Annotated in this window: 11 protein-coding genes and 1 pseudogene; 8 read left to right on the top strand and 4 right to left on the bottom strand. The window is 66.8% G+C overall.

The window, feature by feature from the left end; genetic code table 11:
• The 4 genes and pseudogenes from GUI70_RS11600 to GUI70_RS11585 all read right to left on the bottom strand — a co-directional run.
• Positions 1-900: pseudogene (locus GUI70_RS11600) on the bottom strand (hypothetical protein); the annotation flags it as partial.
• Between the two features lie 231 nt (positions 901-1,131).
• A complete protein-coding gene (locus GUI70_RS11595) occupies positions 1,132-1,812 on the bottom strand; it encodes a lysophospholipid acyltransferase family protein (protein WP_161882465.1) in 681 nt (226 codons plus the stop codon).
• The gene (locus tag GUI70_RS25000) at positions 1,796-3,307 is read right to left on the bottom strand and encodes a carotenoid biosynthesis protein (RefSeq protein ID WP_161882464.1); all 1,512 of its coding nucleotides are present in this window, start codon (positions 3,305-3,307) and stop codon (positions 1,796-1,798) included. Before GUI70_RS25000 ends, GUI70_RS11595 begins: the two co-directional genes overlap by 17 nt.
• Complete coding sequence (locus GUI70_RS11585; protein ID WP_161882463.1) at positions 3,304-4,869, bottom strand: phytoene desaturase family protein; 1,566 nt, start codon at positions 4,867-4,869, stop codon at positions 3,304-3,306. The genes GUI70_RS25000 and GUI70_RS11585 overlap by 4 nt, the downstream gene beginning before the upstream one ends.
• Positions 4,870-4,986: 117 nt before the next feature.
• Between GUI70_RS11585 and GUI70_RS11580 the strand changes: the two genes are divergently transcribed.
• The 8 genes from GUI70_RS11580 (at position 4,987) to GUI70_RS11545 (ending at position 13,207) form a co-directional block, all read left to right on the top strand.
• Positions 4,987-5,172, top strand: a complete 186-nt coding sequence (locus tag GUI70_RS11580) for a hypothetical protein (RefSeq protein ID WP_161882462.1) — start codon at positions 4,987-4,989, stop codon at positions 5,170-5,172.
• A 16-nt stretch (positions 5,173-5,188) separates the two neighbouring features.
• On the top strand, positions 5,189-6,058 hold the full coding sequence (locus tag GUI70_RS11575; protein WP_161882461.1) for a metalloenzyme domain protein: 870 nt from the start codon (positions 5,189-5,191) through the stop codon (positions 6,056-6,058).
• A 209-nt stretch (positions 6,059-6,267) separates the two neighbouring features.
• Positions 6,268-6,690: a hypothetical protein gene (locus GUI70_RS11570; protein WP_161882460.1), complete on the top strand. Its 423-nt coding sequence runs from the start codon at positions 6,268-6,270 to the stop codon at positions 6,688-6,690.
• Between the two features lie 70 nt (positions 6,691-6,760).
• Positions 6,761-8,599: an ABC transporter ATP-binding protein gene (locus GUI70_RS11565; protein ID WP_202630464.1), complete on the top strand. Its 1,839-nt coding sequence runs from the start codon at positions 6,761-6,763 to the stop codon at positions 8,597-8,599.
• Complete coding sequence (locus GUI70_RS11560; protein ID WP_161882459.1) at positions 8,596-10,446, top strand: ABC transporter ATP-binding protein; 1,851 nt, start codon at positions 8,596-8,598, stop codon at positions 10,444-10,446. Before GUI70_RS11565 ends, GUI70_RS11560 begins: the two co-directional genes overlap by 4 nt.
• A gap of 229 nt (positions 10,447-10,675) precedes the next feature.
• The gene (locus GUI70_RS11555; RefSeq protein ID WP_161882458.1) at positions 10,676-11,095 is read left to right on the top strand and encodes a hypothetical protein; all 420 of its coding nucleotides are present in this window, start codon (positions 10,676-10,678) and stop codon (positions 11,093-11,095) included.
• Between the two features lie 18 nt (positions 11,096-11,113).
• Positions 11,114-11,773: a response regulator transcription factor gene (locus tag GUI70_RS11550; protein WP_161882457.1), complete on the top strand. Its 660-nt coding sequence runs from the start codon at positions 11,114-11,116 to the stop codon at positions 11,771-11,773.
• A 72-nt stretch (positions 11,774-11,845) separates the two neighbouring features.
• Positions 11,846-13,207, top strand: a complete 1,362-nt coding sequence (locus tag GUI70_RS11545) for a sensor histidine kinase (protein WP_306468296.1) — start codon at positions 11,846-11,848, stop codon at positions 13,205-13,207.
• The last annotated feature ends 39 nt before the right edge of the window (positions 13,208-13,246 follow it).

Below are 13,246 nucleotides of genomic sequence, written 5' to 3'. Positions count from 1 at the left end.
ATAAATTTGCTTGGAAGCGTTGTAGGTCTCCTGGGCGTTTTGCAGGGCGAGCTGGGCCGATTTGACCGCCTGCTCGAGCTGGGTGCGGTTGGAGGTGAGCGTGGTGCTCTGGTTGGCGAGCTGGGCCTGAGCACTTTGGAGGGCGTTCTGGGCGCTCTGCACGCTGGCATTCAGATCGGGATTGCTCAGCAGCACGACCGTCTCGCCTGCCTGGACGCTTTGTCCAACCTGGGCTTCGAGGGTCTGGACCGTGCCGCTGCTGCGGGCAGTGACGGTGGTGGTCTGGGCGGCGGCGACGGTGCCGGTGGTGTTGCGGTTGGTGGTCAACGCTCCGGCCTTGACCGCTGCCGCCGTGACTGGAATAGTGACGCTGGCCGCGCCGCCGCCCGCTCGCCGGGACCCCGCACCGCGCTGGCCCGCCTGCCCCTGGCCGCTACCGAACTGGCCCTGCCCGGTCTGCCCGGTCTGGTCTGCGGTGCCCGAACCGCGCTGACGACCACTCCCGCCCTGTCCGGCACCGGTCTGTCCCGCTGTGCCCTGGGTGGGTTGACCTACCTGTCCGGTCGGGTTGCTGGCCGTCTGTCCACCACCAGACTGTCTACCGCCAAATTGTCCACTGGCGGGCTGTCCGGCGGCACCCGGCGCACCTCCACCCTGGGCACCCTGACCCTGGTTGCCTTGACGCTGAGCGCCTGCCCCCGACTGACTGAATTGCCCCTGGCCGAACCCCCCGGTCTGGGTGCTGGCGGCAGGCTGGCCCAGGCGGTAGCCGCCGTAGGCCGCCAGGCACAGCAGCGGAATGGTGATGGCCCAGGCGGGCAGGCGGCGGCGTGAAGGCGGTGAAATCGGCGGCTCGCTGCGCGGCGATTCCCCCGGTACGGAAGCGTCAGAACTCGGCATGCTTTACACAACCACCGTTTTGCGAAGATTGTGCGAAGGTTGAACAGGAACTGTGCTCAGGCAGGCAGAATGAGTGCGGATTGTCCATTGGAGGCCCCGGTTGTTGAGAGGGGCGAGGCTATTGAGCGTGGTTGTCCTTTGCTCTCAATCAGCAGGCCGCTTCACTAAAAGATGAAGGCTTGCTGAATGAAAATCTTCATTTCCGACTCATCGAGTGGTCTGGTCGCCAATCTAAGGCAGGCGGCGGGTCAGGTGGGCCAGCCAGCGGACGGCCAGGTCCGGCTGACCGTCGTGCAAGCTCGGCCCGCCCGTGAAGCGCAGGTAGCCCGCTAGCGGCTGCTCTGGGTCGCTGCCCAGCAATTCGGCATCCAGCAGGTCCAGCTCAGCTTGCAACGCCCTAGCCAACTCCGGTCCCGTGACTGCCTGCCCGAACCGCAGGTACGCCTCAGGCCGGGTTTGCCCGCGCAGCACCACCCGCAGGGCCACTGGAACCAGCGCCGCGCCCGACGCTCGGGCCAGCCAGGCCGCGCCGGGTTGGGTGCGCCGCACCGGACCGGGCGTTTCCATGCTCCCTTCGGGAAATACGACCACCCAGCTTCCGGCCTGAAGCAGTCTCAGCGCGGGCCGCAGCTCGTGGGCACCGATGGCCCCGACCAAGCGCAGAAAGGGAAAGGTCGTGAGCTGGCGCTCGCTCATCAGCACGCCGAAGGGTTGCCCGAGTTGCCAAGCTATTTCCCTCAGCACGTACCCGTCCCACCACGATTGGTGCGAGGGAGCCAGCACCGCCGCGCCTGCGGGCAACTCGCCGCGCACCCACACGCCGCGCAGTCCGCCTCTGATCTGGCGGCGAATGGTGCTTCTGAGTGTCCACTCGAAAAAGTCAGCTCGCTTGAACTCAAACCTGCCGGTCACGTTGACCTATCCGGGGCCGCATCGCCAGGCCGCTCCTGAACACCGACCACACCGCCGCGCCCATCGCCAGCGCGGTGAACAGCGCCGCTCCCGGCAGACCCAGCAGCAGCAGGCCGAACGGCAAGAAGGCCGCCTCAATCAGGTAGGCGAGGCGAAAATCAGCGGGAAGCCGATTGTTCGGTGCGGCTTGATAAAGTTCCGGCGCGATTTTTCCGAAGGCCCACACCAGCCCGGTCCCCACCGCCCACCAGCCCAGAAAATTCTGAATCGGCGCTCCGGCCCACAGCGCCCCAGCGTCACTCCAGGTCCAGAACCCCTGGGCGGTCATCAGTGGCTCCAGCCCGATGTCCCAGGCGATCAGCAGCAGCCCCGCCAGCCAGGCGCGGCCCCGCGTGAGCAGCGCCGCCGATAATGTCATGGCAAACCAGCCCAGCGGCACCAGCAGCGGCACGCTCAGCAGGGTCAGGCCCGGCGCACCCGCGTAGCTGTAGCCGCCAAACGGAAAGCCGGTGCGGCTGCCCAGCACTTCCACTCCCAGCCCCACGCCGAAGGCCAGCACCGCCAGCAGCAGAGACCGCGCGCCGACCTTCTCCCAGGCCCAGACCAGGCCCGCCAGAAAGAGGGCTGCCGTGCTGAGCGTGCCGAGCAGCGGAAAGCCGTCCGGCCACAGCGGCACCGGAACCTTGAGCAGGGCGTAGAGCAGCAACAAGCCCTGCCAGGGCCGGAACACCCGTTTCAGCACATTGACCCGCTCCAGCGCGACCGGGTGGAGGAAGGCCAGCAGCCCGGTGGCGATCAGCAGGTTGGTGATCAGGAAGAAGATCATTTCCTCGGCGGGCAGCACCCCGAAGAGATTCCAACCCAGGGTGTAGCGCGGCGAGATGCTCCAGATGCCCGCGTGGATGGCGTAGAGGTCGGTGGCCCACAGGTAAAGCGTGGGCGGCAGCGTGGCCCACCAGAAGGTGCGCGGCCTGCCCATGACCAGATCGCCGCCGAAGGCCGACAGCCCGGAGAGCACCGGCGCGGCCCAGGCCAGAATCAGACCCAGATAGAAAGTCGTTTCGAAGCGCAGCATCAGCGCGCCCGCAAACGCCACGCCCAGCCACAGCCCGGCGGCGGCCCAGCGGGTCAGCCAGGGGCGCGGCGACACCTGCGACGCACCGGCCCGGCGCAGCAGCAGGTACAGCCACAGCCCAGTGATCAGCGTTTGCAACAGGAAGAAGGCGTATTCCTCGTAGGGCACATACAGCAGGCGGCCCAGCACCCGCTCCGGTGGATAGTTCCAGACGCCCTTGAACACCAGATAGTTGTCCCAGGGCGTCGTGTAGATCAGCGGAATCAGCGGAAACAGAAGGAATGTGGTCCAGGCCCACTTGTTTTCAGGCCGGAACTGGCCTGCCACGGATTGCCCCCGGCGGGTCTGCGCCCAGGTCAGCAGCGCCAGCGCCAGCAGCAGCGGCACGATAAACACGAGGTGGTACTGCAAGTAGGTCACGGCAGGCCCAGCCCCCAGACCCTGCGCCTCATCATGTCGTGAATCAGCACCCGCGCGGCGTTGCGGCCCGATGCGCCCATGATGCCGCCGCCGGGGTGGGTACTCGCGCCGGTCAGGTACAGCCCCTTGACGCCCGGCCATTTGTACTGGCTGGCCTGCATCCAGGGCCGGAACGAGAACATCTGGTCGAAGCTCATTTCCAGGTGCATCACGTTGCCCCGGTGCAGCCCCAGGTTGCTCTCCAGCCACTGCGGCGTCTGAACGAGTTCGCCCACAATCATGTCGCGGGTGCCGGGGGCGTAGTGCTCGAAGGCGGTCAGGATGTTGTCTCGGGCCTCGGCCACCCGGCTTTCCCATGTTCCGGAGGCCAGCTCATACGGGTAATACTGCGCCCACAGCCATAGCACGTCGCAGCCGGGGGGAGCCAGGGCGTCGTCCACGGCGGAAAAGCTCATGGCGATGATCGGCGGGTCGGTGGTGGGTTCGCCGGCCAGATACTCGCCGTAGGCCTTCATCAGCTGGCGCTCGTTCTTGATCAGCAGCCCCAGCGCCACCCGCGAATCCGGCTCGGTGTGGTTGCGGTACTTGACCTTGCCGCTCAGGGCCAGGCGCAGAATCATCCCGAAGCCGTTGCCGACACGGACCTTTTTGGCCGCTTCCGGCACGTACTCGTCCGGCAGGGCGGCGGCGGTGGTCAGAATATGGCTGCCTGCCACCACCGAGCGGCCCGTGTAGCGGGTGCCGTCTTCCAGTTCGATACCCGTCGCCTTGCCGTTCTCGACCAGAATCCGCTTGATCGGCGCATTGACGAACACGTCGCCGCCGTTTTCCTCGATCGCCAACTTAAGCGCTTTGGTCAGGCCGCCGCTGCCGCCCTTGGGCCTCGCTACGCCGCCCTGGTGATAGAGCGGGTGCCACAACAAGAAGGGCGCGCTCAGCGGGTCCGACGGTGGCGGGCCACTCTGGGCAGCCATCCAGGTGAGTGGCGCACGCACCCGCTCCTCGCTGAAGGTCTCGCGGGCCACGTCGCCGTAAGGGCGCAAGATGGCGGCCAGCTGCTGACTCATGTCGCGGCCCTTGCCGCTGTTGATGAGCATCTTGCCGAGTTCCAGCGGTCCCGGCGCGGAGTTGAACAGATCGGCCACCGCGTCGGCAAAGGGGGTCCAGTCGCTCAGAAATTTGCGGTAGGCGTCCCCTTGGCCGGGAAACTTCTCGTTGAGTTCGTCAATGGTGCGCTCGGCGTCGCGGTACATGAACCAGGGCGTCTCGCCGTCCGAGGCCTGAAACATCGGATCCACTTCCAGGTAGTGCAGGCCGTAGCGGTTCAGCTCCAGTTCCTGCACCACCTTGGTCATCCGGATCAGGATGTGGGCACTGCCGCCGTAGTCGAAGCGGTAGCCGGGCACGAGTTCCTCGGTGCTGACCGCTCCGCCGACGATGTGCCGCCGTTCGAAGACGCCCACCTTGAGGCCCGCCTGCGCTGCGTAGGCTGCCGTCACCAGGGCGTTGTGGCCCGCGCCCATTACCAGCACGTCGTAGTCTGCTTGCCTGAGTCCAGTCATGTCTACAGCCTATGCTGGCGGGGGCAGGGCTGGGTGACCGTCACAAGGCTTGCCGTTGCGCCCAGGCCCCTTGGGCGCGTCAGAGTTTCGCCAGAGGCCCGCTGTTACCGTGGGGGCATGTTCGGACGCCGTGTTCCCACCAAGTATGTGCTGCTCTTCAGCGTGCTGTTGGCGCTCATCTGCGCTGGTGTTGCCGTCTATTTTGCCCAGGGCCACAGCTGGGTCGCCGCCGGGGTGCTGGGCGTGCTGGCCGTCTGGTTTGCGGTGGACGCTGTGCGGGCCTGGAGCTGGCAGAAAAAATAGTGTCTAGACTGCCCACATGAGCGGCGTCATCTGGCTGGCCCTCGACGGCGTGGGTCACCCCGCAGACGCGCCGCCGGGTTCGGTGTGGGAGCAGGACTTACCAGCCCTGCGTCCGCTGATCGACGCCGGGCTGGCGCTCGACGCCACGCTGGGCGTGCCGGGCCTGCCGCAGTCCGGCACCGGCCAGAGCTGCTGGCTGACCGGGCAAAACGCCGTGCGCCTGATGGGCAAGGGTGCGACGGGCAAACAAGCAGGCGAGCACTTCGGCCCGCATCCCGGCCCCACCCTGCAGGCCCTGCTGCGCGAATCGTCGCTGCCGGTGCGGCTGACCCGCGCGGGTCTCAAGGCGGCGCTGCTCAACTTCTACCCACCCGGCTACTTTGCCGCGCATGCCCGCAGGCCCCGCTACGGCTGCTTTCCCTTTTCGTTTCTGGCCGCCGGATTGCCGCTCAATCCGCCGGGGCTGCCGGGCGTGTCGCCCACCCTGGGCCTGAGCCACGCTGCGCCCTGGGCCGCCACGCACAATCTGGACGATCTGCGCCGGGTGGGGCAGAGCGTGGCCCGCGCCGCCGAGCGTGCCGATCTGCTGGTGCTCGATCTGTGGCTCAGCGACGTGCTGGGGCACGAGGGCAGACCCGCTGCGGCGCCGGAACTGCTGACGGCGGGGAAGCGCTACCTGCGCCACCTGGACGCCCTGCTCACCGGGATGCTCGACGCAGGCGGGCGGCTCGTCATCAGCAGCGATCACGGCAACTTCGAGAACCTGAACATCAAGGCGCACACCACCGCGCGGGTACCGTTCGCGGGAAGCGGCGTGGCCCTGGGAAGTCCCGGAGACATCGTTCAGGCGGGCGAACAGCTGACGGGCTGGTTCGGACTGCCCTGAGCACCGCAGAGAGCGAAAAGTGTCACTGAAAGAAGCCTGCAAGAGTCGGGCCATTAGACTCGGCAAACCAAAATCGCAGAGGTGAAGCAGACTCCAGCTGGTCAGGGTTGCGCACAACAGCTTAAGCGCGGCAGGCGCATCCTGTCCGAGTTGTTCGTGGCGACGACCTGTTGCCTACCAAAACGAAGGTTTCTCGCGGGAGAATGACTATGACAAAGCAGGCGACCCTCCTCAAGACCCGCTGGCCGTGGAGCGTGCTGTGTGCCGCCGTCCTCACGTTGCTGCTATGCCCGGCCCAGGCCCAGAGCGTGCCTGCCGGGGCCAAGACTTGGCAGGCCATTCAAAAGGAAGACGTCAGCAAGCATGTTCGGTTTAATGTCGTGTTCGATAAGATCGACGCTCAGGGCTACCTGATCCTGAAATACGGCAGCGTGTCGCTTAAGACGCGCCTGGCCGGAATCAAGATCGCTGGCAAGTCCACCGGGGTGCTGGGCCTGTATCTGCCGAGCGGCGCACTCCTGCAAGCCGAGATCGTCGAGAAGGGCGCGGTGCAGGGTGTGATCCTCTGGAAAAACAAGCAGAACCTCAACGAGCAACTGATGATCGACGGCGTGGCTGAGGGCATTCGCTGATTTCCGGCAGGCTGCGGTCCTCCGCCAGATGACGGATGCGCCCTTCACGCCCCCAGCTTAGTCTGGAGCTATGTCTGCGCCCGCTGCCCCGCTGCCCTCTTCCACCCCGGCCCTCAAGGTGCTGGGCACCTACCTGCTGCCGATGTGGCCGCGCGTGCTGCTGCTGGCCGCGCTGCTGATCGGCAGCACCTTGCTGACCCTGACCCTGCCGCTCTTGATCGCCCGCTTCGTGGATACGTCCACCGCCGCGCTCACCGCCGGGGGAGAGGGGTTGGGCGCGCTGGGCACCCTCACCCGGCTCTCGCTGATGTATATCGGCGTGGCGCTGATCGTGCAACTGCTCTCGGCGGGCGCGACCTACCTGGGCGCGGTGGTCGGTTGGAGCGCGACCAACCGCCTCAGAACCGATCTGACCGCCCACCTGCTCGGCCTCGACATGAAATACCACAAGGAGCGCACCCCCGGCGAGATGATCGAGCGCATTGACGGCGACGTGACAGCACTCAGCAACTTCTTCTCGCAGTTCGCCGTGCGGGTCTTCGGCGCGGCGCTGCTCCTTACCGGCAGCGTGGTCATGTTCTTCCGCGAGAACGCCTGGCTGGGCGCGGGCGTGCTGGCATTCGTCGCCCTGACCCTGCTGGGCATGAACCGGGTGCGCCGTCGGGGCATCGAACCCACCCGGTTGGAGCGCGAGGGCAGCGCCAAATTGTTCGGCTTTATCGAGGAGCGGCTCTCGGGCCTCGACGATGTGCGGTCGCTGGGCGGCGGCGCCTATACCCTGCGCAAGTTTCTGGGCGTGCAGGGCAGCTTCTTCCGGCAATTGATGACCGCAGGCGTCGAGCGCACGGCGGTCTGGCAGTTCAGCATGCTGATGTTCACCTTCGGCTACGTGGGTGTCATCGGCGCGGCGGTTGGCCTCTATGCCGCCGGAACCATCACGGTGGGCACGGCCCTGCTGCTCTACCAGTACATGAGCATGGTCGAAGAACCGATCGACCAGCTCACCCAGCAGCTTCAGGACGTGCAGAAGGCCGGGGCCAGCTTGCTGCGGGTCGGCGAGATCCTGAGTCTGACCTCCCAGTTGCCCTCCGGAACGCGGCTCCTCCCGGCAGGTGCACTCTCGCTGGACTTCGACGACGTGTCGTTCGCCTACGAGGGAGAGGACGATCCCAGCGCCCGCGTGCTGAGCCAGCTCACTTTCCAGCTGGCGGCGGGCCGCACCCTGGGCCTGCTGGGCCGCACTGGCAGCGGAAAATCCACCCTGACCCGGCTGGTCTCGCGGCTCTATGACCCCACTTCCGGTGCGCTGCGGCTGGGCGGCGTGTCGACCCTGGAGGCCGATCTGACCTCGCTGCGCAGCCGGGTGGCCGTCGTGACCCAGGATGTGCAGCTCTTTCAGGCGTCGGTGCGCGACAACCTGACGTTCTTCGATCCCGGGATTTCCGACGAGCGGGTGCGCTCAGCCCTGACCGAGGTGGGCCTGCTCGACTGGGCCGAGGAGCTGCCCGAGGGCCTGGGCACCAGCCTCCCGGCGGGCAGCCTGTCGGCGGGCGAGGCACAACTCCTGGCCTTTGCCCGCGTGATGCTGCGTGATCCGGGCCTGATTATTCTCGACGAGCCGAGCAGCCGCCTCGATCCGGCCACCGAGGCCCGCCTGACCGCCGCCATGAACCGCTTGCTGTCGGGCCGCAGCGCTATTGTGATTGCCCACCGCCTCGACACCGTGGCCCGTGCCGACGACATTCTGGTGCTGGGTGCGGGTCGGGTGCTGGAATACGGCGCGCGCGAGGCCCTGGCCGCCGACACGGGCAGCCACTACTCCCGGCTGCTGCGGGCCGGACAGCTCGGCGGGTCGGATGAGGGCGAGATCGACGCCCTGGAAGACGACATCCGGGAGGTGCTCGCATGACCGCCGCGCCCCAGACGCCCACAAAGCAGTCCCCCTCCGAGGTGCCCACCTTCCCCTTGATGCGCCGCCTGTTCGCCTACCGGCCCCGGCTGTTTGTGCTCAACGTGCTGGCCTGGAGCGGCTTTCACGCCCTGCCCGCCTTTTTCAGCTACTTCGTCTCGCGGATCTTCGCGCACCTGGGCGAGCTTCAGACCGCCGGGGCGGCAGGCGCGGCAGGTGCGCCGGGCAGCATTCGGCAAGTGGCGATCACGGCGGCCTGGATTGCGGTGGTGGGCTTCGCCGTGACCCGCTTCGCCCGCTTTGGGGTCTTCTACTTCGCCGTGCGGGCCTGGTTCCGGCTGTGGTTTACCCTCGATGCCCTGCTGAGACGCAACCTGTTGGGTTGGCTGCTGCTGTCCCGCGGCTCGCGGCGGCTGCCTGACACCCCCGCCGAGGCGGTCAGCCGCTTTCGTGACGATGTGGACGATGTGGCCGCCTACACCGAGGTCTGGGTGGATGCCGGGGGATTCTTGATCTACAGCGTCGTCGCCATCACCTTGATGTGGCGGGTCGATCCCACCATCACCCTGGTCGTCTGCGCGCCGCTTCTGCTAGTGGTGTTGTTCGTGCAGCGCTTGTCTCCGCAGATTCGCAGCTACCGCCGCCGGATGCGGCAGGCCACGGCCCGCGTCACCGATTTTCTGGGCGAGACCTTCGGGGCCGTCAGCGCCGTCAAGCTCTCGGCCCACGAGGGGCAGATGGTGGCGCACCTCGCACGGCTGGGCGAGACCCGCAAGGCGGCGGCCCTGAAAGACGTGCTGCTCACCGAGCTGATCAAGGGTGTCAACACCAACATGATCAATCTGGCGGTGGGCGCGGTGCTGCTGCTCGGCGCGAACCTGATTCTGCGCGGGCGCATGAATGTCGGCGACTTCGTGCTGTTCTTCGCGCTGCTGCCGCGTCTGACCGGCAGCATGGGTTACTTCGGCGACATGATCGCCCGTCACCGCCGCACCGGAGTCAGCTTCGAGCGGATGCAGCGCCTGTTGCAAGACGCGCCCATGCCCGAAGTCGTCGCCCACCACGAGCTGTATCTGAACGGCCAGCTTCCCGAATTGCCCACCCGGGCCGGGGCCACGGCGTTCGAGACCCTGGAGGTGCGCGGCCTCAGCGCCGTGCACGACAGCGGGCGTGGCCTCATCGAGGCATCGTTCCGCCTCACGCGCGGCGAGTTCGTGGTCGTCACCGGGCGCATCGGCAGCGGCAAAAGCACCCTGCTGCGCGCTTTGCTGGGCCTGCTTCCGCACAGCGGGGGAGAGGTCGTCTGGAACGGCGAGCAGGTCACCGACCTCGCCTCGTTCTTCGTGCCGCCGCGCAGCGCCTACACCGCCCAGTTGCCGCAACTGTTCAGCGACACTCTGGAGGAAAACGTCTTGATGGGCCAGAGTGCCGCGGGCGAGGCGCTGGAGCGCGCTTTGCGGCTGGCGGTGATGCAGCAGGACCTCAGCGAGTTGCCGCAGGGCCTCTCGACCCAGGTCGGGGCGCGCGGGGTCAAGCTCTCGGGTGGACAGGTCCAGCGCGCAGCGGTGGCCCGGATGCTGGCCCAGAACGCCGACCTGCTGGTTTTCGACGACGTGTCGAGCGCCCTGGACGCCGAGACCGAGCGCCAGCTCTGGCTGGGTCTGTCCACCGAACTGCCCAACGCCACCTGCCTGGTCGTCTCGCACCGCCGGGCCGCTCTGCTGCGCGCCGACCGGATCATCGTGCTCGACGAGGGACACGTCGCGGATCAGGGCCGACTCGGTGAGTTGCTGGCCCGCAGCCCGCAGATGCGCGCCCTCTGGGACGGCGAGGAAGTGGCAGGGTAAGCTGAACGGCAAAGAGGTTCACGGCTGACCGTTTCCTTTCGGGAGCGCTCAGAACCGGCCAGCACAGGGCTGCGGCGGTTGGCGCTCGGTTCTGTGCCCTTCCGGCTTGCGCCCGCTGTCATCGCGGCGTCAGGTTCGTTCGCTAGAGTCGGTGAAGGCTTTTCCGGCGCGGGCATGACCCGCCTCACCTCCTCCAGCCGTCAGGCGAACTTCCGGTACAGTAATGATGATGAAACGCTTTGTGCTGCCCACCCTCCTTGTGACCTTGCTGCTCCAGACCAGTGCTGGCGCGCTGCAAGTCATTGTCTGGGACCGTGATCTCCAGACCAAGCTGGGCTACGGCGAACTCAGCGGCAGTAAACTCAATTTGCAGCTCGTAACCGATTACAGCGGCCCGGTGGTCGTGCTGTTTGCCCGCGACGGCAGCGAGAAGTCGGCCTACAGCGGACTGGCCGCGCGCTACGACGGCGTGCTCAGGAATGGCCAGCTGGGTCTTGACACGCCTGGCAGCGCCGATAATGTCACGCTCAGCAAGTTTCTGGGCAGCTTCAAGCTGAATTTGTCGGTGCAGGGAGCCGGGCAGAATGTCACCCTGCCGGGCCTGAAGATCGCGCCCGAAAAAGACCTCAAGTCCGAGCCCAAAAAGTAGACCCGAGGAGGAGTGCCGATGCTCTCACAGATTCTGATCGTCGAAGATGATCCCCACCTGGGGCCGCTGCTGCGCGATTACCTGAGTGCCGATTACCAGGTGTTTCACGCCGCGACGCTGGCCGAGGCCCAGAACTGGCTGGGGACCCACAGCGCCCAGCTCATCTTGCTCGATCTCAATTTGCCAGATGGCAACGGCTTGGATCTGGTGCAGTCGCTCAGGCAGTACAGCTCGACCCCGGTGCTGGTCTTGTCGGCCCGCAGCCATGTGCAGGAGCGGGTGGCGGGCCTCAACGCCGGGGCCGACGACTACCTCACCAAGCCGTTCGCCATGCCGGAACTCGATGCCCGCATCACAGCCCTCCTCCGGCGCACCGCTTCGGGCGGCAGCGTCAACCTGGGCAACACTTCTCTCTCGACCAGCAGCCTGACGCTGACGGCCGACGAGCAGCACGTCAACCTCACCGAGCACGAATCGCGCATTCTGGAGCTGATGATGCGCACGCCAGAGAGGGTCTTCTCGCGCGCCGACATCGAATCGCACCTCTACGGCTGGGAAACCCCCAACTCCAACAGCGTGGAGGTGCGCATCTCGCAGCTCCGCAAGAAACTCGAAACGGTGGGCAGCACTTTGCGGGTCCGCACCATCCGTAACGTCGGCTACGTCCTGCAAGCGTAAATTCGGTGCCGGGCGACCCGTTCCGGAAGTGATTGTGACGCTCGTCTCATCTGAGGGCTCTACACTTTGCGTGTGACCGACTTGGCCCGCCTGCGTTTCATGCAGACCCTGCGCTTCCGGCTGGCGCTGCTGTATACCCTGCTGGCCCTGATGGTGGTGGGGCTGGTCAGCACCCTGATCACCGCCAAGCTGCTCAGCGACCTCGACACCCAGTTTCAGGCTCGGCTAGATGAGCGCGCCGACAGCCTGGCCGGGGCCTTCGGCAGCGGCAGCAGCGGCCTGGGCAAGCCGTTTACGCCCAGCGGCGGCTACACCATGATCGTGGACGGCGGCGGCACCGTGACCTACGCCAACGCAGGCGTCAAGATCTACCAGGATTCCCCGTTTCCCTTCGCGGGCCGCACCGAGGTGCCGATTCAGGATCTGCCAGTACGGACCGCCACCCGCAAGCTGAGCGGCTACGGCGACGGCAAGAGCTTTATCTGGGTGGGCCTGCCGGAAGACGCGCTGATCCAGGCCCGTCAAAGTGCCTGGCGGCTGCTGTGGACTGCGCTGATTCTGACTCCAGCGTTGATGCTGCTGCTCGGCTGGTTGCTGGGCCGCAGCGCCCTGGGCGGTCTCAAGCAGGCAGCCTCGCTGGCTGACCGGATTGACCCGGCCCAGCCGGTCACGGCGCTGCCGCTGCCCCGCCAGCAAGATGAGGTCTACCGCCTGCTGACGGCTATCAACCGCCTGCTCTCGCGCATCGACACCCAGCAGGCCCGCGAAAAGCAGCTCTTGGGCCAGATCGTGCACGAACTCGGCGCGCCGCTGACGGTGCTGCGGGCTTCTCTAACCCAGGCCAGCCAGCGCACCGGCGACGCGGGCGTGATTCGCGCCGCACTCGTCGCCGACGAACTGACCTTCACCACCCAGGACCTGATGCAGCTCGCGCGCGGCCAGCTCGAAATGAAACTGGCCTGGCACTTCATCCCGGCGCTCACCTTGCAGGGCCGCCTGGACCGGCTGGTTTCGGGCACCACCTTCGGCGGCGATTGGAGCGGCATGGTCCTGTGCGACCCCGACCGGCTGACCCAGGCGCTGCGCAACCTGCTCGCCAATGCCCGGCGGGCAGCGGGGCCGGACGGCTGGGTCGAGATCAATCTCAGCGAAACGCCCGAGCAGGTGCGCTTCACCGTGCGCGATTCCGGCCCCGGTTTGCCCGGCAACCTCGGCGAGCGCATCTTCGAGCCGTTCGTCAGCGGCGCAGGCAGCAGCGGCCTGGGCCTCAGCGTCTCGCGTCAGATCACCGAGGCGCACGGTGGCACGCTCACCGGCGGCAATCACCCGGGCGGCGGCGCGGAATTCTGCTTGTTCCTGCCCGGCCCCGAACTTGGCGACGACGAGGCTGTCAGTGACGTGGGCGTCTCAGCACTGCAATCTGCCACCGCCTGAAGATCCACTGACCGGGTGTATAGGGCGGCGCGGCCATTT

Origin of the sequence: Deinococcus alpinitundrae (assembly GCF_009982895.1) — a bacterium.
GTDB lineage: Bacteria > Deinococcota > Deinococci > Deinococcales > Deinococcaceae > Deinococcus > Deinococcus alpinitundrae.
This window is presented reverse-complemented; position numbering and strand designations above follow the sequence as displayed.